Origin of the sequence: Streptomyces sp. NPDC000348, assembly GCF_042898795.1 — a bacterium.
GTDB lineage: Bacteria > Actinomycetota > Actinomycetes > Streptomycetales > Streptomycetaceae > Streptomyces.
On sequence record NZ_JBIAZD010000002.1, the window covers coordinates 582,118 to 602,867 of the forward strand.

A 20,750-nucleotide genomic window follows, 5' to 3' on the forward strand; every position below is an offset into this window, starting at 1 on the left:
GGTCCGGGGCAGCGCCCCCGGGGACGGGACGGGAAAGGGCGGCGGGGGCGGGAACCCCTTCGGCTCACACCCCCGTACGGTCGAGCCCCCGCAGCACCTCGCGTTCACCCGGGGTCAGCGGAGGCTCGACCGACGGGGGGAGCGGGGAGCCGGCCAGGGCCGCCAGCACCGCGGAGGGACGGAACATCCGCGTCGGCGGTGTGCGCAGGCTGGTGACGTCCCAGAGTGCCGAGGCCGCCGCGTAGGAGCCCGTCGCCGCCCTCGTCATGCGCCGCGTGTACGCCGTCAGCACCCGGTCGGCGACCCCCGGCGCCCCGCCCCGCACGCCCGGACAGAGCACGTCCTGGCCGACGGCCATGGACCACGCCGGGTCCGCCGCGCGCGCCGCGCCCCGCACCACCCGCCGCGCCAGACCGGGCGCGCCGAGACCGCCGGACCGGCCCAGCTCGCGGCCGAGGACCCGCGCGCCGAACGCGGCCACCGACATCCCGTGCCCGTACGCCGGATTGAACGTGGCCAGCGCGTCCCCGAGGACCACGAACCCCTCCGGCCACCGCGGCATCCGCTCCAGGTACCGCCGCACATTGCTCGTCGACCGGCTCAGACGCACGTCCGTGAGCGGCTGCGCGCCGGAGATCAGCCGCCCCACGATCGGGTCCGGCAGATCGAGCGCGTACCGCAGGAACCCCTCCGGATCCGCCGGCGGCTCACCGCCCCGCGAGCCGCCGCAGCTCACCAGCCAGCGGCCCCCCTCGATCGGCAGCACCATCGCGCTCCGCGCCGGCCGCGAAGCGTACGGGTCGGCCTGCACGATCGTCAGCGGGAACCGTTCCGCGCCGTCCGGCACCCGGTACACGCGCGACGCGTTGACCAGCCCGGAGTCCACCGCCCGCTCCTCCACGCCGGTCAGCCCGAGCCCCTCCAGCCAGCTGACGACCCGCGTCCCGCGTCCGCTCGCGTCGACCACCAGGTCCGCCTCGAGGTCGGTGTCCCCGCCGGGCGCCGCGATCCGCACCCCGCGCACCCGCCCAGCGGAGCCCGTCAGCCCCACCACCGCCGCCCTGCGGATCTCCACCGGCACCTGTTCCCGTACCGTCGTGCGCACCACCCAGTCCACCAGGGCCCGGCTGCACGTCACCATCGCCGGGCTCGCGCGCCGCCACCGCCGCAGCCAGCCCTCGGACGTGAGCGCCAGCATGCCCGAGCCGAGCGGGATCTCGTGCGCCCCGGCGGCGAGCAGCCGCCCCCGCAGCCCCGCGCCCGGCAGCAGTTCCTCCATGGCGTCCATGCCGCCCGCCATCAGCAGATGCGCGTGCCGCCCCTGCGGCAGCCCCTTGCGGTGCTCCGGGCCGTCCGGCAGTTCGTCGCGGTCCAGGACGATCACCTCGTCCGCTCCCGCACGGGACAGCACCGCCGCGGCCAGCGTGCCGGCCAGGCCGGCACCGATGACGACAGCTCTACGCGACATGGGGCTCCTCGGGTTCGGTCACGGTTCCGGGCGTGGCGGGCGGCACCGCGCCCCCGCGCGCGGCGGGCGGGCGGTGCAGCGCCTGCGCCAGCTCCACCAGTCCACCGGTGCCGGAGACCTCGGTGGCGTGCAGCCGGTACGTACCGGCGGTCGCGGGCGGTTCCTCGCGGGCGGCGGCCCGGCGCGCCGCGTCGGCGAGCATGGCCGCCTCCGCCGCGAGCCGCGCCTCGTGGGGGGAGCGGCCCGCGCGCAGGGCGGTGTCCCGGACCCGCTCACGGACCCGGTGGTCGAAGTAGGGCGCCAGTGCGAGCAGGGCGTCGTGGATCGACACCTCACGCCACTGCAGCCGCGCCTGCGGCAGCTGCCACCAGGCGGTCTGCGGCTTCGGTGCGGTCGACGCCGACCGCACCAGCGACCACAGCGGGCCCAGCCGCCGGTAGTCACCGAGCCCCCGCCACTGCGCGAGGGCGGACGGCAGCAGCCTCGGCAGCGCGAACCCGGCCGAACACAGCAGCGCGGCCAGCGAGGCCATCGGCGGGGCGACCGTGGTGGACAGGAAGTCCAGGTCGTGCCCCGACCAACGGGCAGCCACCGCCGTGTACTTGGCCAGCTGGAACCCCACCACGTCCAGCAGCGCCCCCAGGAGGATCAGCCGCAGCCCGGTCCGCAGCAGCCCGCCGACCTCGCGCCCCCACTTGACGCAGACGGCGCACATCACCAGCATCGCCGCGCTGTGCCCGACCAGGTACAGCAGGATCATCTCCCGCATGAACGGGGTGTTGGCGTAGTACGTGTCGAGGTCCCTCAGCCGCTCGGTGTCCGCCTCGGCGAGCGCGAACAGCACGACGATGGCGACCACCAGCAGACCGTAGGCGGCCACGCTGCGCAGCACCATGCGCCGCACCCGCTCCCGCGACCCGCCCCGCCAGTTGATCAGCAGCACCAGCACCGCGCAGCTGTACGCGGAGAGCATCCCGTAGGTCAGCGGGGCCCCGAAGTTGGGGACGCCGGTGAGGGAGTTGACGGCGGCCAGGCTGGCCGGGGCGGCGCACGCGAGGACCAGGGCGCCCAGGACGATCGCCGCGCAGGTGGACAGCGTCAGCGGGTTGCGCGGGGCCGCCGCGCGCGGGCGGCGGAACAGCAGCACGGACGTCATCCCGAACACGAGGGCCGCCAGGTAGACGACGAGACTCATACCGGCCGGCTCCTCTCGTCCGGGGCCCGTCTCACGCGGTCCCCGCCGTGGTCGTACCGCTCGGCACCGCGGCCGCCGGCGGCGGAGCCGCACCGGCCAGCGCGTCGGCGATCCGCACCAGGGCGGCCGGGTCCGGCACCCGGTCCAGGAGCCGGGTCCCGCCGCCGGCGCGCGGCGGGACCCGGCGCCCCGGTTCCGCCTCGTCGCGCACCGCGGCGCCGATCACCGCCGCCCACGCGGCGGCCTCCGCGCGCTCCGCCTCCCCCGTCGCCACCAGCACACCGGCGCGGGTCCGGTCGTACAGCTCCCGGTTGAAGTAGGCGTCCAGGTGGCCCAGCGCGTTGTGGATGCTGGTCTGCCGCCACACCAGCCGCGTCGTGGGGGAGGCGAACCTGGGCCGGGGCAGCCGCAGCGTCCGGCGGGTGAGCAGGTCCTCCAGCGCCCGCTCCAGCGGTTCCAGCCGGGCGTACGTCCGCCGCGCCCGCCGCCACTCGGTGACGCGGGGCGCCGCCAGCGGCACCAGCACCCCGACCACCGTCAGCAGGGCGCCGAGCCCGGCGGCGGCCGGGGAGACGGTGGTGCCGAGCTCCGACCAGTCCCGCCCGGACCAGCGGGCGCCCACCGCCACCAGCTTGGCCACGCTGTACCCGGCCCCGCACAGCGAACCGGTCCCCAGCAGGACCAGCCCCGCCCGCAGCCCGCCCCCCACCCGGCGCGCCCAGCGCAGCGACGACACCGTGGTGACGGTCACCGCGGTGAGGTGCGCGACCAGGTACAGCACGATCATCTGGGCGATGAACGGCGTCGTCGCGTAGTAGGTGTCCAGGTCGGTGCGGCGCTCCACGGGCGCCTCGCCGAGTGCGAACGTCACCGCGATGCCGAGGACGACGACGGCGTAGGCGAGCAGCCAGCGGCGGGCGGTGCGGCGCACCCGGGGTCCGCCGCGCCAGTGCACGATGAGGACCTGGGACGCGGCGCAGTACCCGGTGATCACCACGTAGGTGACCGGTGCCGCGAGGTTCGGCACGCCGCCGATCCGGTTGACGGCGCCGACCGTCGGCGGCGCCCCCAGGAAGAAGCACAGCCCCGCGAGGCCCAGCACCGCGCAGATCGACCGCAGATACGGATCGCGCCGGTGCCGCAGCAGATCGGGGGCCTTCACCAGCAGGCCGAGCCAGAGCACCCCGCAGCTGACGTAGTTGATCAGGCCGTTCATCCCCTGGTCCCGCGGTAGTTGAGCGCGGCCCCGATGCGTCCGGCGAGGTCCCGCGGGTTCTCCGGGTCCCCGCCCCGCGCGGCGTACACCGAGTCGGTGGAGGCCTCCAGCCAGGCCCGCAGCCGACGGCCCATCAGCATGCCGAACCGGTCGGCCTCCTGCTCCTCCGCCAGGCTGAAGTCGGTGCGCGCGGCGACCGGTCCGGGACGCCCGCCGGCGTCCGCCGGGCGGCGGCTCATGTGCCACACCTCGTGGCAGAGGATCACGATCTGGTGCCACACGGCGGCCCGCTCGTCGACCACCACGTCGTCGTGGTCCTCGCGCTCCAGCCACAGCCCGCTCGCCGTGTGCGGGGGGAAGGCCGCCCGGTGGACGACCACGTCACGTCCCCGCCAGGCGCTGACGGAGGCGACCAGCGCCTCGAACAGGACCTCGGGGTCCGCCGGGACCGGCACCCGGATGGGGTCGGTGAGGGCGTCAGCGAGCCGACGCATCTCCTTCCTGGTACGCACCGCTGTCTCCCCGCTCCCCTGGGTGTCGCCCGGTCACCTGTGCAATATGCCAAGTCGGGTGCCCTCCCGGCCAGTTCCGCGGGTGACGCGGTCACCCGGTGACCGCCGCGGTGTCCCCGGGTGCCACGGCGGGCGCGCGGACCCCGTCCCCCCGCTCCCGTGCGCCGCCGGACCCGGAGCCGTTCGAGCCTACGCGGCCGGACGTGTCCGCGTCATGCGAGGGACGTCCGCGGAAAGTCCCGTCACGAGTTCTTGTCCGGGTCATTGACGCGCCGGTCCATCACCTCTACGGTCCGTTCGAAGTTGCGGGCGTCATTCGATATCTCGAACGATCCATGAACGGATGGGGCAGGGAATGGGACGACCTGGCCTGAATCGCAGGCAACTCCTCTCCGGAATAGGCGGGTTGACCGTCGCCGGAAGCTTCGGCTTCGCGGCGCTCGGGACCGGGGCCGACGCGCTCGCCTCCGGGGCGGACACCCGTGTGCGCTACTGGAACCTCTTCAGCGGCGGCGACGGATACAACATGATCGCGATGCTGGACTCCTTCCGCGAGGAGACGCCCGGCATCGAGGTGAAGGACTCCACCCTCCAATGGGGCAGCCCCTTCTACACCAAGCTCGCCATGGCGGCCGCGGGCAACCGCGCACCCGACCTCGGCGTCATGCACCTGGGCCGCGTCACCGGCTTCTCGCCCGGCCGCCTCCTCGACCCCTGGGACGTCGGCCTGCTCGCCGAGTACGGCGTCAGGGAAGCCGACTTCAACCCCGAGCTGTGGAAGCGCGCCGTCATCGACGGCAAGCTCTACGCCCTCCCGCTCGACATCCACGTCCAGCTCTGCTTCTACCGCAAGGACGTGCTGAAGAAGGCGGGCCTGCTCGGCGCCGACGGCCGCATCGTGCCCGTGACCTCGGTCGACGCATGGTTCGACGTGCTCAAGGAGGCCAAGGGGGCCGCCGGGAAGGGCCTGCAGACCCTCGGCATGTGGTCCGCCGACCAGAACTTCCAGTGGTGGTTCTTCGTCGCCTTCTACACCCAGCTCGGCGGCACCTGGTTCGACGACGCCAACACCGAGGTCACCTTCGACACCGACAAGGCCACCCAGGTCCTGGAGTTCCTGCGCCGGCACGTCACCGAGGGGTACGCGAACCCGGACTTCGCGGGCGGCGCGGGCGCCGAACAGTTCGTCAACGGCGGCCCCTTCGTCTGGGAGGGCAACTGGTCGGTCCCGGTCTTCGACAGCGCGGAGATCGACTACGGCGCGACCCCGCTGCCGCCCGTCTTCGGCAGACAGGCCACCCACGCCGAGTCGCACGCCTTCGTCCTGCCGCACCAGTCCGGCCGCGGCGGCGCCGCCAACGAGGGCGCGCACCGGCTCGCCGCCTACATCGTCCAGCACGCCGGGCAGTGGGCCGCCGGCGGGCACATCCCCGCCCACACGCCCACCCTGTCCACCGCCGAGTACCGCGCGCTCGACCCGCAGAGCGAGTACGTGTCGGCGATGGACCACCAGGCCACCGAGCCGAAGGTGTGGTTCGCCGGCTCCACCGGCATCCTCGCCCAGCGCGTCGGCCCCGTCGTCGTCTCCTCGACGATGGGCTCCGCCAGGCCGGACGCCGCCGCCCGCAGCATGAAGAGCACGCTCACCCGGCTGCTCGCCTCGAAGAACCCCATGGACGGCCGCACCGCCGCGCAGGGAGGTGCGGCCGCATGACGACGACCGGCGCAGAGACCGTCATCGCGCCCACGCGTGCGCGGACCGCCGTGGACAGCGCCACCGTCCGCCGCAAGCAGGGCTTCCAGCACGGCGGCTGGTTCGTCGCCCCGTTCCTGGCGCTGTTCGCGCTCTTCGTGATCTGGCCGCTGCTGCGCGGCCTCTACCTCAGCTTCACCGACGCCAACATCTCCGGCGACGGCGCGAACCTCATCGGCCTCGACAACTACCGCGAGGCCCTCGACGACCCGCTGGTGTGGGAATCGCTCGGCCACAGCGCGTACTTCACGCTCCTCGTCGTGCCCTGCATCACGGTCCTCGCCTTCCTCCTCGCGATGCTCGCCCACCACATCGAGCGCGCCACCTGGCTGTGGCGGCTGTGCTTCTTCGCCCCGTTCCTGCTGCCGTCCACCGTCGCCGCCAACCTGTGGCAGTGGCTGTTCAACCCCGGCACCGGCATGATCAACCACGTCTTCGGCGTCGAGACGCCGTGGCTGAACGACACGTCGTACGCGATGCTCGCCGTCGTCATCTGCACCCTGTGGTGGACGGTCGGCTTCAGCTTCCTGCTCTACCTCGCGGCCCTCCAGGGCATCCCCGCACACCTCTACGAGGCCGCCGAGCTGGACGGCGCGAACGCCTGGCACCGGATGGTCCACATCACCCTGCCGATGCTGCGGCACATCACCGGCCTCGTCGTCGCCCTGCAGGTCCTCGCCTCGCTCCAGGTCTTCGACCAGGCCGTCGTGATGATGGACTTCCTGCCCGGTCCGGAGGGATCCACCAGGACGTTCGTGCAGTACACCCTCGAAGAGGGCTTCACCGGCTACCGCGTGGGCTACGCCTCCGCGATCTCCATCATCTTCTTCGTGATCATCGCGGCCGTCGCCCTCGCCCGGATGTGGCTGCTGCGCAACCGTGAGGAGGGCGGCCGATGACCACCGCCGCACAGCAGACACGGGCCGGGTCCCGCCGGAGCCGGACACCCGGCCAGATCGTCCTCACCCTGCTCGGCGCCGCCGTCTCCGTGGTGTTCCTCGCCCCGCTCGTCTGGGCCCTGTTCACCTCGTGGAAGTCGGAGACCGAGGCCGTCGAGGTACCGCCGCACTGGCTGCCGGAGGAGTGGACCGGCCAGGCGTGGACGGCCATCTTCGAGACCGGCAACATCACCAACTGGTTCGTGAACTCCCTGGTGGTGTCCGTGTGCGTGACGACGGTCGTGCTGGTGGTCGGCGCACTCGCCGGGTACGGCTTCGCCCGCACCGAGTTCCGCGGCAAGAACGTCCTGATGGGCGTGGTCATGGCCGGCCTGATGGTCTCCCCGGCCGTACTCGGCGTCCCCCTGTTCACCACCGTTCAGCAGATGGGCATGGTCGACACCTACTGGGGCATGATCCTGCCGCAGTGCGCGCCCGCCGCGATGGTCTACATCCTCTACAAGTTCTTCCAGGGCATCCCGCGCGAACTGGAGGAGGCCGCCTTCATCGACGGCGCCGGCCGCTGGCGCGTCTTCCTCACGATCATCGTGCCGCTGTCCCGCCCCTCCCTCGCGGCGGTCGGCATCTTCACCTTCATCAGCTCGTGGAACAACTTCCTCTGGCCCTACATGGTCACCAACAACCCCGACCTGATGACCATGCCGAACGGCATCGCGACCGTCATGAACTCCTACGGCATCCAGTGGGCCCAGCTCATGGCCGGCGGCCTCATGGCCGGCCTGCCGCTGATCGTCGTCTTCGTCTTCTTCCAGCGCCAGATCGTGGCGGGCGTCGCCCACACGGGTCTGGCTGGCCAGTGACCGTGCCGGGAGGCGGGCCGCTCCACGCCGGCCACCGGCCCGTGCGCCGACCGCACGGGCGGACCGACGCCGGGGCCGGGCCGGCGGAGAAACGGCCGGCCCGCCGTCCTCCGGGAGCGCGGGGGACCGCGCGACCGGCACCCCCCGCGAACCGCAGCCGCGATGACACACCAACCCCCTCTTCGGAAGGCGCACATGCGAACCGCCCGTTTCACCCTGGACCCCGCCTTCACCGTAGGTGAAGTGAACCCCCGCCTCTTCGGATCGTTCGTAGAACACCTGGGCCGCTGCGTGTACACCGGCATCTTCGAACCCGGCCACCCCACCGCGGACGAGGCCGGCCTCCGCCAGGACGTCCTGGACCTCGTCAGGGAACTGGGCGTCACCGCCATCCGCTACCCCGGCGGCAACTTCGTCTCCGGCTACAAGTGGGAGGACTCCGTGGGCCCGGTGGAGGACCGCCCCCGCCGCCTCGACCTCGCCTGGCGCTCGACCGAGACCAACCGCTTCGGCCTCTCCGAGTACATCGCCTTCCTGAAGAAGGTCGGCCCCCAGGCCGAGCCCATGATGGCCGTCAACCTCGGCACCCGGGGCGTCGCCGAGGCCCTGGAGCTCCAGGAGTACTCCAACCACCCCTCCGGCACGGCCCTGTCGGACCTGCGCGTCGAGCACGGCGACAAGGACCCGTTCGGCATCCGCCTGTGGTGCCTGGGCAACGAGATGGACGGCCCCTGGCAGACCGGCCACAAGACCGCCGAGGAGTACGGCCGCGTCGCCGCCGAGACCGCCCGCGCCATGCGCCAGATCGACCCCGGCGTCGAACTCGTCGCCTGCGGCTCCTCCGGCCAGTCCATGGAGACCTTCGCCGCGTGGGAGGCGACGGTCCTCGAGGAGACGTACGACCTGGTCGACTACATCTCCCTGCACGCCTACTACGAGCCGCTCGACGGCGACGTCGACTCCTTCCTCGCCTCCGCCGTCGACATGGAGTCCTTCATCGAGAACGTGGTCGCCACCTGCGACCACGTCGGCGCCCGCCTCAAGTCCGGGAAGAAGATCGACCTCTCCTTCGACGAGTGGAACGTCTGGTACCTGTCCCGGACCGAGGCCCAGGTCAGCGCCCTGGACTGGCCCGAGGCCCCCCGCCTGCTCGAGGACAACTACAGCGTCACCGACGCCGTCGTCTTCGGCTCGCTCCTCATCGCCCTGCTCCGGCACGCGGACCGCGTCACCGTCGCCTGCCTCGCCCAGCTCGTCAACGTGATCGCCCCGATCATGACCGAGCCCGGCGGCCCGGCCTGGCGGCAGACGACGTTCTTCCCGTTCGCCCAGGCCTCGAAGCACGGCCGGGGCGAGGTGCTCGACGTCCGGGTGGACTCACCGACGTACGAGACGAAGAAGTACGGCGAGGCCGACCTGCTGCACGCCACCGCCGTGCGCGCCGAGGACGGCACGGTCACCGTCTTCGCCGTCAACCGCAGCCGCACCGAGCCCCTGCCGCTGGAGGTCGCCCTGAGCGGCCTCGGCCTCACCTCGGTCGTCGAGCACAGCGCCCTCGCGGACGCCGACCCCGACGCCCGCAACACCCTCGCCGAGCCCGAGCGGGTCACCCCGCACCCGGTCGACGGCACGACCCTGGACGACGGGCGGCTCTCCGCCGTGCTGGAGCCGCTGTCCTGGAACGTGATCCGGCTGGCGTGAGCCGCCGGGGCGGTGGGCTCACCTCCCCGGTGAGTCCACCGCCTCCACCGGAACCCCGCCCCGCGCCGCGCCCAGCAGCGTCAGCCGTACCTCGCGCGGACCCGAGGGTGTGGTCCCGTCGGACAGCACCGCCAGGGCCAGTGTGTTGGTCCCCCGTGTGCGCAGGATCCCGTTCGGCAGGACGAAGGTGTGCTGCGGGCCCACATCGTTGATGTACTGGCCCATGTTCCAGCCGTTGAGGAAGATCTGGACCCGGTAGGCACGCCCGGGGTCGTCGTCGATCGTGAGTCCGACCGAGGCGTCCACGTCGGTGGGCACGTCCAGCCGGAACCCCGTCCGGTACCAGGCCACCCCCTGCCGCCGCTCCTCCCGCGGGAACCCGGCCTTTGGCCACTCCCGGTCGTCGAACCCGGGCAGGTGCCAGCCCTCCCGCTCCCCGTACAGCCCGCCGTTGTTCAGCGGCCCGCGCACCCGGTCCGGTGCCGCGGCGCCCTGGATCCGCCACTCCACCTCCCGGGACGCGCCCCCGAACCGGGCCGACACGAGCCCGCGCGCGGCCCCGTGCGCGTCCGCCCGCTCGCCCCCGTCGTGCTGCATCGGCCGTACCAGCACGGACAGCACGTGCCGGCCCTTCCCGCGCCGCTTCCCCGGCACGGCGAAGGAGGCCGTCGCCGTCCACGTGCCCCGCTCCACGGTGTCCCCGTCCGGCACCGGCATCCGGTGCGTGCCCAGCGGGCGGCCGTCCAGCCAGGCCATCAGCAGTCCCTGCGTACCGGTGCGGTAGGACAGCGACACGGACTCGACGCCGCGCGCGTCCTCGAACCGCCCCCGGTACCAGACGTCGCCGTAGTGGAAGCCGTAGTCGTCCGCGAGGAGGACGGGACCGCCCCCGGGCACGGGCGTGGTGCCGTGCGACGGGGTCCGGTCGGCGGCCGGCCACGCCGAGTCGTCGAAACCGGCCTCGGACTCCGGGTTCTCCGTCCGCCCGCGCCAGCCCTCCAGGGCGGGCAGCCGCACCTCGGGCGCGCCCGGCATCAGCCCCTCCATCAGCAGGCTCCCGGCCCGGCTGACCTGGGTGCGCACCGGCCGCCCGTTCCAGGTCACGGCGGTGATCCCGCGCGGTACCCACACCTCCAGGCCGGTCTCGCCGACGAGGTCGCCGACGAGGTGGGCGGTGGAGCCGCGCAGGGTGACCGAGCGCAGCAGCGCCGGGCCGTAGACCAGCAGCGAGCCGGACGGGGTCTCGTACGGCCACAGGCGCAGCGCCGTCGCGTCGTCGGCGAACAGCAGCACCATGGGCGTCTCGGAGTCCCCGCCCTCGACCAGCACCCGGCTCAGCCCGCCCACGCCCAGCGGCACCACGACGTTCAGCCTGCCCCGGTCGTAGGACCACCCGGGCTCGTCGTCCAGCCGGGAGGTGAGCGGCTCGCTGTCGCAGTCCAGCGCGACCTGCGCCGTCTCACCGCGGCGGCCCGCGAACACGGCGATGTCCTGCCGCCCGACGGCCGTGCTCAGCAGGGGCTGCGCGGTGGTGTACGCCAGTTTCCGCCGGCCCAGTCCCAGCCCGGTGACGAGCAGCTTGGCGTCCCGCGCGCCGACGGTGACCGGTACGTCGATGCCGGAACCCGGCAGCATCGAGTCGACCGGCTCCCCGGAGTCGTTGCGCAGGACGTACACCCGGGCGCCGGTGTCGGGATTGACCAGGCGGCGCACCTCCAGCCGGCCGTCCTCGGCCCGCACCTCCTCCGCCGGGTCCAGCCGGGCGAGGTCGGGCACGGTCCGCAGCAGATGGCCGAGCTGCTGGAGCGCGGCCGTCTTCGGCGTCGGCCGGCGGCCCTCGTCGATCGCCGCCCCGTAGTCGTACGAGGTGTAGACGCCCGGCGCGGGCAGCCAGCCCCAGGAGGTCCCGCCGAACGCCATGCGGACGCTGTGCGCCGTGACGCCGTCGGCGAGGCTCCTGAGGTGGTCGCGCCGTTCGTGGGCCGCGTCGTGCGTGCGCCGCACCTCCGCGTACCCCTTGCCGCCGGAGGCGGCCCCGCCCCACGGATCGGCCGCCCCGCCTGCCACCGTGGCGACGAACGCGGGCGTCGGCCGGCCGGTCCCGCGCCCGCCGGGGTGCCCGTCCGCGTGGAACAGCGGCACGTCGATGCGGTCGGCGCGCGCCTTGTCGTACAGGTGGGTCAGGTAGGCGCGCCCGGCCGCATCGCCGAGGGAGATCCCGGGCCCGGCCTCGAACTGGTACAGCAGCACGGTGCCGCCGCCCGCGGTGAACAGGTGCCGGACGGCGATGCGATTGACGGCGCTCAGCCACTCGTCGAGGTGCCGCAGGTACTCCGGGTCGGCGGTGCGGGCGCCGTTCCCGGTGGCCGCCAGCCACCCGGGGAGGCCGCCGGCGTCGAGGTCGGCGGACCCGAGGTACGGGCCGGGACGCAGCACGACGTACAGCCGCTCCTCGGCGGCCATGGTCAGGAAGAGGTCCAGGTCCCGCACCCCGGTGAAGTCGTACTCCCCGGGCGCGGGGGAGTGGTGGTTCCACGGCACGGGGACGCCGACCGCGTTGCAGCCGTGGGCGCGCAGCTTCTGCAGCACGTCCCGCCACAGGGACGGGCTGGGCAGCCGGAAGGGGTGCATCTCGCCGGACCACAGCACCAGGCGCCGGCCGTCGACCAGCAGCGAGTACCGGTCGTGGCCGATCCGGTGCCGCTTGCCGTCCGCGCTCGGGGGAGGGGGCGGCGGGCCCGTCGGCACGCCGCGCGGCCCGTGCGCGCCGGTCGCCGCCCCGCCGCTGCCGGCCAGCGCGAGACCGAGCGCCGCCGTACCGGCCAGGGCGGTGAAGGTACGCCTGCTGAGCTCCAAGGGAGCGCCTCCTGTTGTGCTGCCACACGGGGTGCCGGTGGGCCATTGTCCACGAACCGGTACTCCTGTGTTCACGGAGGGTTCCGTTAAGTCTGTTGTCTCCCGTTTTGGAATGGTGAAAGCGAATGGCCGGAGTTCGCCCCGTCCGCCGGTGGGGCGGCCGGCCCGGCCGGGGGCACCGGTCCGGGCGGCGGGGGCGGAGGGCGCCTTCCCGGCCGTCGGTTCCGGAACGCGCGCCGCTCACGGGGCGGGCCCGCGGCGGGGATCACTCCCCGCCGTCGTGGTCGCGCAGGTGGAGCGAGCGCAGGGCCACCTCGAGGGCGAAGCGGTGGTCGGGGTCGGTGAGCCGGTCGCCCAGGTGGGCGTCCAGGTTCCGCAGACGGTAGCGGACGGTCTGGGCGTGCACGCCGAGTATCTCGCCGACCTGCTCGGCGGGCGCCCGGGTGGAGACGTGCACCCGGAGCGTCTCGACGAGCCGGTGGCGCCGGCTGGCGGGCAGCCCGTCGAGCGGGGCCAGTTCACGGGCCGCGAGGTGGTCGACGAGGGCGGGGTCGGACAGCAGCCACAGCGTGATCAGGTGGTCCTCGCAGCGGACCAGCGGGGCGTCGGGCACCACGCCGTCGTCGACGAACTGGAGCACGCGGCGCGCCCAGCGGACGGAGTCGGCGGCCTGCGCGAGCGGTACGGTCAGGCCCACCGCGGCGCGGGTGCCGGACAGGGCCCGGCCGAGCACCGCGAGGCGTTGCGGGGTGAGGTCCCCGGGGACGAGCAGGTGCGGCTGCGGGATGTCGAGGTCGGCGAGGACGTCGCCGTCGAGGGCCGCCTGGATGTGGTCCGGCACCGGGGGGCGCAGCGCGACGAGGGTGCACGTGCGGGGCAGTTCCCAGGCGGCGGCCTCGCACAGTTCGGAGACGGCCGTCTGGGGCAGCGGTGACGCGGCCAGGATCAGGTGGAGTAATCGTCTCCGTAACGCGGACACTTCGGAGGCGGCCCGCTCGCGCACCTCCGCGTACCCCTCGCGGGTGACCGCCTCCAGTTCCTCGACGTACGCGAAGAGGGCGTCGGCGAAGGCGAGGATGAGGGTGGGGGAGAGGTTGTACTGTCGCCCCACCGTCCTGGCGCGGCGCAGCGCGATGCGGGCGCCGAGCCGGTAGGCGCCCTGCAGGGTCTCCAGGTCGCGGCCCTCGTAGGCCTCCACCCGGCCGAACCTGCGCAGCAGTTCGTCCCGCAGTTCCGAGCTCCTGCCCGGATCGGCCACCCGGTCCACGAAGGCGGTCAGCGTCTGTTCCACGCCCTGGCGGATCGCGTCCCCGTCCGGGCCGTTGAGCAGCCGGCCGTAGACCGGGTAGGCGCGGGTGACCTCGGCCCGTATCTCGTTCAGGAGCCCCGGCAGCTCCGGCCGTATGAAGGCCGCGAACTTCCTGGGCAGGGGCTCGAGCGGTTCACCGACCTCCGGGGGCCGTGTGATCGAGGGCATCAGTCACCCCTTGCTCTCCGACGTGTCCGGCGCGGCGGCCGGGCGGGCGTCCGGCCGGGTGGCGGACGCCCACCCGGACCGGTCCACCAGGTCATGCCGGTCTGAGAAGCTGAAGCTAAATCAACTTCCTTTTCTTGTACACGGGTTGAGTGAAATTTCTTCACCGGTGCACGGGCCGGCCGCCGCAACGGCCGGGAACCGCTGCCGCGTGGCCGTTACCTGACGGCGGAGTGCCAGTTCTCCGCGAGCACCTTGCCGGCCTCGGGGGCCACGGTGCCGGGCGCGTTGAGGCCGGTGAGGTGGGTCCGGGTGTCGTCGAGGGTGAGGCTGTTGTTGCCGGAGGCGGAGGGCAGCCCGCTCTTCGCGTTGACCGCGGCGTTGATCAGGCCGATGTTCAGACCGCAGCCGGTGGCGGCGGGGACCGCGAAGGTGCTGTCGTTCTGGGTGGCGCCGGTGAGGTTGATCCGGCTCATGTCGCCGGCCTCGTCCGGGGTGCCGTCGCCCTTGAAGAAACTCATCCCGAAGTCGGGGTTGTTGCGGTTCTCCGGGCGCAGCAGGATCGGGTTCGACTTCGATCCGATGTAGCAGTTGCCGCCCAGGAGCGGGTTCTCCAGGTGGATCCGGACCGGCAGGGCGACGATGGGCAGGTCCGTGAGGACGCCCGCGGTCTGGTCGAAGGCGTAGGGCGAGCCGACGGACTCCATGGTGGCGGTGATCCTGTTGAGGGTGGAGTTGTCGAGCGTCTCGCAGATGGCCGTGATCACCGGCATGTTGCTCGGGCACATCAGGCCGAGCAGACCGCCGGGCACGGTGGCGGAGTCGGCGACGAGCGCGCCGGAGGGCGGGGCGACGACGCTGCTGGTGCCGTCCGCGTTCTGGACGACGCCGATCTGGAGGTTGGTCCTCCCCGTGACCACGGTGGTCTTGCCCAGCTTGATGGAGCCGCTGGCGGAGGTGGAGACCACGCACTGCGGGGTCTTGTCGAAGCCGTCGGCGGCCAGCATCGCCGGGGCGTCCACGGGGCAGCGGGTGAAGGGGGCCCACTCGCCGTTCAGCGCGGGCTCGGCGGCGGTCGCGGTGCCCAGGGAGGCGAAGGCGCCGAGCGCGGTCAGGGCGGAGACGGTGGCGATCCTGGCGCGGGTGGTGAGCAGGGGCATGGGTGGTGGCCTTCCGTGGAGGAGGGGGTACGGCTCAGCGCTCGGGTACGGGGATCTTCAGGGGCTGCAGGTCCTCGGTGCACTCGTCGGGGTTGAAGACCTGCACCGCGCACGTCTGGCCCTGGATCTGCTTGACGTAGTTGCCGGGGCCGGAGACGGAGGCGGTGAGGAGGCGGTCGAGGTTCTCGCCGCCGGTCCCGCAGCCGGTGAAGGCGGGGACGGTCACCTCTCCGGTCAGGGGACCGCCGGAACTGAGCAGGTAGCCGACGGGCATCTCGGGGGGCTGGTGCGTACTGCTCCCGAACAGCACCATGTGGTCGCCGGGATACGCCGAGGGATCCGGTTCGGGGGAGCGCAGGGGGCTCTTCGTCCTGCAGCCGGCCCCGACGTCCAGGGGGGTCCCGTTGACCTCGAGAGCGGTCACCCGGAGCACCAGCGGGACCCGGGCACGGGTCTCGAAGGTGGTGTATCCGGTCTCGAACACGGTCTCGCCGGCGACGTCCAGGGTGAGGGGACCGGTCTGCTCCAGCACCATCGTGGCCCTCGTCGGCACGAAGCCGAAGCTCAGGAAGTCGGCCTGGAACGGCGGGGTCCGCGCGCGTCCCTGGTGGTGGAGCCTGCCCTCCGAGTGCTGTTTCAGGTAGGCGCCGGAGAAGTCCGGGAAGAAGTCGACGATGTCCAGGGGACCTTGCTCGACGAGGACGCAGGACAGGGGGATGAGCGAGGCCCCCCGCAGCTTCCGCACGTTCGAGTAGCCGGTGATGTAGGCGTTCAGCGACGCCGACGTGGACGGATTCCCGTCGTCGTAGCGGCAGGGCGGCGCGTCGCGCCCCGCGGCGGTGCCGGGCGGGTTCTCCGCCACCCCCGGCGCACGGTCCCCCCGACCGTCCCCCTCCCCGTCCCCGGGCGTCCCGGAGGACGGGTCCGGTGCTGCGGGGGAGGAGCCGGGCGCGGACGGCGAACCGCTCGGCTCCGGCGTGTCCGTGCCGACCGGCACGGTGGCCAGCAGCCCGTTCTCCGGGGTGTCCCCGGCGGGGGAGCAGTCGAGGGTCGGCGCGCCGGGGCCGGCGGCGGTCCCGTCCGCCGTGCCGGGCTCCAGGTCGACGGCGAGGTTCCCGGCGGAGAACGTCAGGTCGCCCTCGCCCTGTCCGGTCACCGAGGGGACGTCGCCCGTCGTGGTCAGCGCCAGCGGTCCGGAACCGGGCAGGGGGACCGGCTCCGCGGTGCCGCGCCAGGTCGCCTCGGCGGCGGCCTCGCCCTGGGCGACGCCGACGGTGAGACGGGTGGCGGCCCGGACCGTGGCGGCGTCGGACGCGGTGAGGTCCGCGACCGCCTCCGCCGGGAGTTCCACGGTGGTGGTGACGTCGGCGGGGGAGAACGCCCCGCCCGGCTCCGCCCGGTCCGGGAACGTCGCCGAGACCCGGACCGTCACGGGCTGCCGTCCGGACGGCAGCGCGCAGACGTAGGGGAGTTCGGCGTCCACCTCCTGGGTGCCCGCGGCGGACGCCGCGGCCGGGACCGTGGCGGCGAGCACGACGAACGCACCGATCGCCGCGCTCCTGGCACGGACACGGGGTGGCCGCGGCGCGGTGGCACGATGGCCTCTCATACAGCTCCACTCGGGTCGTTCGGCAGCGGGTTACGGAGGGCTCGGCCGGGCAGTCCGCGTCCGCCCGGCCGGGGACGCCGGCCGGGCGGACGCGGACGGGCGGCGCCTTACGGGTTGGAGCCGACGATCTTCGGGATGGTGCCGTTCGACGCCTTGATGGCGTAGTTGCCCTTGAAGACGGGCTTGGTGGCGGTCGTGACCACCGAGCCGCAGTTGACGGGGGCGGGACTGGAGCTGACGACCAGGTCACCGGAGACGCTGTTGACGGCCAGGATGCCGGTGGAGTTGGTGTAGGTGGCCGAGGCCTTGCCCGTCACCGTGAACTTGCAGGCGCCGGCGGTCACGTTGGCCGTGACGTTGCCGACGTAGCCCTTGGTGACGCCGGTCGAGGCGGTGTAGTCCTGCGCGACGACGGTCCAAGGAGTGACCGCCACGGTGGTGACGTTGCCCAGGACGCTGGTGCACGGCGAGGCGGAGGTGCCGAAGTTGATGGCGTTGATGGTGGCGACCGTGGCCGGGTTGCCCGTGGTGCTCGCCATGCCGCCCGAGGCGCCCGAGGTCGTGCACGTCATCGGGATGGTGGCGGTCAGCACGATGTTGCCGCTGTTGGTCGCCGTGTAGCTGCCCGTCGGGGTGACCGTCCACACGGTGGAGGGCACCGCCGAGGCGGGCGCGACGGCGAGGCCGAAGGCGGCCGCGGCCGCACCCGCCACGACAGCGGTCGTTCTGAGGGTTTTCTTCATGGCTCTGGGACTCTCCTTGTATTGACCGGCAGAGATGGGCCGTGGCCGGGGTGATCGATGGGGAGGCCGTACGGCCCGCGGCTCGATGGTCCCTGTCCGCGAGCAACGACGTTACTTGCGGGAAACTTGGCCGAACAATGGCACCGTTCATGATTCTTTGAAAAGGGCAACCATCTGTTTCCGGAGTGAGCGGATCGCGAGCCCGCTTAGTCATCGGGTGTCAATGTCGAGGTTTCCGTCCGATGGTGCGGACGTTCCCCTTTCCTCGCCCGGTATCGGGCCGGAATGCTCACGCGGTGACAAGTTCCCGACCGGGTTTTGTCTGCTCCCTGACAGCTTCCGGATGGCTGAACCGGAGGTCCTGGAAAACTCGGATTCCGCTCTTGCCCGCCGAGGTTACTCGGCCGTAACGTGCCGGTGTGGTGCTCGGTTCCAGGTCGGTGGCCCCCGTCGGCCGGAGCCATGACGGATGCTTTCCGGCCGCGCCCTTCCACCGGGGCCGGACGTCCGTCGGCAGGGTCCCGCGGATCCACACCCCCCAGAGCCGCGGGACCCTGCCTGTCTCCCCGGAGACAAGTTCGGGTGCGCCATGTTGTCTGCACGGTGACAAAGTCCACGAGGGCGGCGGGAAACCGGCGCCGCACCCGTTGTCAGTGCGTTCCGCGCCGACTTAACGTGCGCCCGCGGCGCGCGTCCGACACACGTCCGCTGGAGGTGACATGGGAATCGAAGTGGTGGTCGAGGGCTTGACCAAGTCCTTCGGTAGGCAGAGCATCTGGCGGGACGTGACACTCACCCTTCCTGCCGGAGAGGTGAGCGTGATGCTGGGCCCGTCCGGCACCGGGAAGACCGTTTTCCTGAAGTCGCTCATAGGGTTGCTCAAACCCGAGAAGGGCCGTGTTCTCATCAACGGGGTGGACATGGTGAACAGTCCCGAGAGGGACATATACGAGACCCGGAAATTGTTCGGGCTCATGTTCCAGGACGGAGCCCTCTTCGGGTCCATGTCCCTCTTCGACAACATCGCCTTCCCGCTGCGCGAGCACACCCGCAAGAAGGAGTCCGAGATCCGCCGCATCGTCATGGAGCGGATCGAGGTCGTCGGGCTGCTGGGCGCGGAGGGCAAGCTCCCGGGGGAGATCAGCGGCGGCATGCGCAAACGGGCCGGCCTGGCCCGCGCGCTGGTGCTGGACCCCCAGATCATCCTCTGCGACGAACCGGACTCCGGGCTCGACCCGGTCCGCACCGCCTACCTCTCCCAGCTGCTGATCGACCTGAACGCGCAGATCGACGCGACGATGCTGATCGTCACCCACAACCTCGACATCGCCGCCACCGTGCCCGACAACATGGGGATGCTCTTCCGGGGCGAGCTCGTCACCTTCGGTCCGCGCGAGGTGCTGCTCACCAGCGAGGAGCCGGTCGTGGCCCAGTTCCTCGACGGCCGGCGCGAGGGACCCATCGGGATGTCCGAGGAGAAGGACGCCGCCACCCTCGCCGCCGAGGCGGACGCCGCCGGCGCCGCCGGGGCCCGGCCCCGGGCCATCGTCCCGCAGCTGGAGCCGTCGTCCGGCCTCCCGCCGCGCCGGGCCGTCACCCGGCGGCGCGAGCGTGTCATGGGCATGATCGACCAGTTGCCGCCCGCCGCGCGCTCCGCCATCCGCAGGACCTACGCCGAGAGCGCCGGGGCACCCACCCTGCCGATGCCCGCCGCCGGGAGCGGCGCATGATCACCGGTGCGCTGCGGCAGACCGGCCGGCTGTTCGCGCTCGCCGCCGAAGTGAGCCGCGCCGTCTTCCGAAGGCCCTTCCAGTTCCGCGAGTTCATCGAGCAGTTCTGGTTCGTCGCGGGCGTCACCATCCTGCCCGCCGCCCTCGTCTCCATCCCCTTCGGCGCCGTCATCGCGCTCCAGGTCGGCTCCCTGACCCAGCAGTTGGGCGCCCAGTCGTTCACCGGGGGCGCCAGCGTCCTCGCCGTCGTCCAGCAGGCGAGCCCGCTCATCGTGGCCCTGCTGATCGCCGGCGCCGGCGGCTCCGCCATCTGCGCCGACCTCGGCTCCCGCAAGATCCGCGAGGAGCTCGACGCCATGGAGGTCATGGGCGTCTCGCCCGTGCAGCGCCTCGTCGTGCCCCGGGTCCTGGCCACCATGGGTGTGGCGGTCCTGCTCAACGGCCTGGTCTCCGTCGTCGGCACGCTCGGCGGCTACTTCTTCAACGTCGTCATGCAGGGCGGCACCCCCGGCGCCTACCTGTCCAGCTTCTCCGCCCTGGCCCAGCCGGCCGACCTGTACATCAGCGAACTCAAGGCGCTGGTCTTCGGGTTCATCGCGGGCATCGTCGCCGCCTACCGGGGCCTCAACCCGCGCGGCGGCCCCAAAGGCGTCGGCGACGCCGTCAACCAGTCCGTCGTCATCACCTTCCTCCTGCTCTTCTTCGTGAACATGGTGATGACGGGCATCTACCTCCAGATCGTCCCGCCGAAGGGAGGCTGAGGCCCGATGGCCTCCCCGCTCGCCCTGCTCGACCGCTCCGGCGACCACCTGCTCTTCTACGCCCGGGCGCTGCTGTGGGTCCCGCGGACCCTGCACCGCTACCTCAAGGAGGTGCAGCGCCTCCTCGCCGAGGTCGCCTTCGGCTCCGGCGGGCTCGGTGTCATCGGCGGCACCATCGGCGTGATGACCGCGATGACGCTCTTCACCGGAACCGTCGTCGGACTCCAGGGCTACGCGGCCCTCGACCAGATCGGCACGGCCGCGTTCACCGGATTCGTCTCCGCCTACTTCAACACCCGCGAGATCGCCCCCCTCGTCGCCGGCCTCGCCCTCTCGGCGACCGTCGGCGCCGGCTTCACCGCCCAGCTCGGCGCCATGCGCATCAACGAGGAGGTCGACGCCCTCGAGGGGATGGGGATCCGCTCCATGCCCTACCTGGTCACCACGCGCATCATCGCCGGGGTCGTCGCCATCGTCCCGCTCTACGCCATCGGGCTGCTCTCCTCCTACCTGGCGTCCCGCTACGTGACCGTCCTGTTCAACGGCCAGTCCCGGGGCACGTACGACCACTACTTCAACCTCTTCCTCTCCCCGACGGACGTCCTGCTCTCGGTGCTGAAGGTGCTGATCTTCAGCGTGATGGTGATCCTCGCCCACTGCTACTACGGCTACCGCGCCACGGGCGGCCCCGCCGGCGTCGGCGTGGCCGTCGGCCGGTCCGTGCGCAACGCCATCGTGCTGATCAGCGTCACCGACTTCTTCCTGTCGCTCGCCCTGTGGGGCGCGACCACGACCGTGAAGGTGGCGGGGTGA

Annotated in this window: 15 protein-coding genes and 1 pseudogene; 7 read left to right on the forward strand and 9 right to left on the reverse strand. The window is 72.6% G+C overall.

The genetic code is table 11. From position 1 onward, the window contains the following. Positions 1-64: 64 nt before the first annotated feature. The 4 genes from ACFY3N_RS06475 to ACFY3N_RS06490 are packed head-to-tail and all read right to left on the reverse strand — an operon-like array spanning position 65 to position 4,373. Entirely contained in the window at positions 65-1,468 is a 1,404-nt protein-coding gene (locus ACFY3N_RS06475) for an FAD-dependent monooxygenase (protein WP_390815491.1), read from the reverse strand. Next, complete coding sequence (locus ACFY3N_RS06480) at positions 1,458-2,663, reverse strand: MAB_1171c family putative transporter (protein WP_390815492.1); 1,206 nt, start codon at positions 2,661-2,663, stop codon at positions 1,458-1,460. The genes ACFY3N_RS06475 and ACFY3N_RS06480 overlap by 11 nt, the downstream gene beginning before the upstream one ends. 31 nt (positions 2,664-2,694) lie before the next feature. Continuing rightward, the gene (locus ACFY3N_RS06485; protein WP_390815493.1) at positions 2,695-3,879 is read right to left on the reverse strand and encodes an MAB_1171c family putative transporter; all 1,185 of its coding nucleotides are present in this window, start codon (positions 3,877-3,879) and stop codon (positions 2,695-2,697) included. After that, on the reverse strand, positions 3,876-4,373 hold the full coding sequence (locus ACFY3N_RS06490) for a toxin (RefSeq protein WP_390815494.1): 498 nt from the start codon (positions 4,371-4,373) through the stop codon (positions 3,876-3,878). Before ACFY3N_RS06490 ends, ACFY3N_RS06485 begins: the two co-directional genes overlap by 4 nt. Before the next feature lie 373 nt (positions 4,374-4,746). Between ACFY3N_RS06490 and ACFY3N_RS06495 the strand changes: the two genes are divergently transcribed. From ACFY3N_RS06495 to ACFY3N_RS06510, 4 genes are all read left to right on the forward strand, one after another. Then, a complete protein-coding gene (locus ACFY3N_RS06495; protein WP_390815495.1) occupies positions 4,747-6,105 on the forward strand; it encodes an extracellular solute-binding protein in 1,359 nt (452 codons plus the stop codon). Next, the gene (locus ACFY3N_RS06500) at positions 6,102-7,043 is read left to right on the forward strand and encodes a carbohydrate ABC transporter permease (RefSeq protein WP_390815496.1); all 942 of its coding nucleotides are present in this window, start codon (positions 6,102-6,104) and stop codon (positions 7,041-7,043) included. The genes ACFY3N_RS06495 and ACFY3N_RS06500 overlap by 4 nt, the downstream gene beginning before the upstream one ends. Continuing rightward, on the forward strand, positions 7,040-7,903 hold the full coding sequence (locus ACFY3N_RS06505) for a carbohydrate ABC transporter permease (RefSeq protein ID WP_390815497.1): 864 nt from the start codon (positions 7,040-7,042) through the stop codon (positions 7,901-7,903). Before ACFY3N_RS06500 ends, ACFY3N_RS06505 begins: the two co-directional genes overlap by 4 nt. 195 nt (positions 7,904-8,098) lie before the next feature. Next, a complete protein-coding gene (locus ACFY3N_RS06510) occupies positions 8,099-9,604 on the forward strand; it encodes an alpha-N-arabinofuranosidase (RefSeq protein WP_390815498.1) in 1,506 nt (501 codons plus the stop codon). Between the two features lie 18 nt (positions 9,605-9,622). On the opposite strand, the gene ACFY3N_RS06515 is transcribed toward ACFY3N_RS06510, so the two are convergent. The 5 genes from ACFY3N_RS06515 to ACFY3N_RS06535 form a co-directional block, all read right to left on the reverse strand. Beyond that, positions 9,623-12,460: a beta-galactosidase gene (locus tag ACFY3N_RS06515; protein ID WP_390815499.1), complete on the reverse strand. Its 2,838-nt coding sequence runs from the start codon at positions 12,458-12,460 to the stop codon at positions 9,623-9,625. Positions 12,461-12,725: 265 nt separating this feature from the next. Beyond that, positions 12,726-13,937 (reverse strand): helix-turn-helix domain-containing protein, encoded by a 1,212-nt coding sequence (locus tag ACFY3N_RS06520; RefSeq protein ID WP_390815500.1) that lies wholly within the window; start codon positions 13,935-13,937, stop codon positions 12,726-12,728. A gap of 215 nt (positions 13,938-14,152) precedes the next feature. Further along, the gene (locus tag ACFY3N_RS06525; RefSeq protein WP_390815501.1) at positions 14,153-15,094 is read right to left on the reverse strand and encodes a hypothetical protein; all 942 of its coding nucleotides are present in this window, start codon (positions 15,092-15,094) and stop codon (positions 14,153-14,155) included. A 34-nt stretch (positions 15,095-15,128) separates the two neighbouring features. Further along, on the reverse strand, positions 15,129-16,703 hold the full coding sequence (locus ACFY3N_RS06530) for a DUF6801 domain-containing protein (protein WP_390815502.1): 1,575 nt from the start codon (positions 16,701-16,703) through the stop codon (positions 15,129-15,131). Positions 16,704-16,810: 107 nt separating this feature from the next. Continuing rightward, positions 16,811-17,446, reverse strand: coding sequence for a hypothetical protein (locus ACFY3N_RS06535; RefSeq protein WP_390815503.1), 636 nt, complete (start codon positions 17,444-17,446; stop codon positions 16,811-16,813). 719 nt (positions 17,447-18,165) lie between these two features. Here ACFY3N_RS06535 and ACFY3N_RS06540 point away from each other — a divergent pair. The 3 genes and pseudogenes from ACFY3N_RS06540 (at position 18,166) to ACFY3N_RS06550 (ending at position 20,750) form a co-directional block, all read left to right on the forward strand. Then, complete coding sequence (locus ACFY3N_RS06540; protein WP_390815504.1) at positions 18,166-19,176, forward strand: ABC transporter ATP-binding protein; 1,011 nt, start codon at positions 18,166-18,168, stop codon at positions 19,174-19,176. Between the two features lie 11 nt (positions 19,177-19,187). Beyond that, positions 19,188-19,937, forward strand: a pseudogene (locus tag ACFY3N_RS06545) (MlaE family ABC transporter permease); the annotation flags it as partial. Between the two features lie 6 nt (positions 19,938-19,943). Beyond that, the gene (locus tag ACFY3N_RS06550; protein WP_390815505.1) at positions 19,944-20,750 is read left to right on the forward strand and encodes an MlaE family ABC transporter permease; all 807 of its coding nucleotides are present in this window, start codon (positions 19,944-19,946) and stop codon (positions 20,748-20,750) included.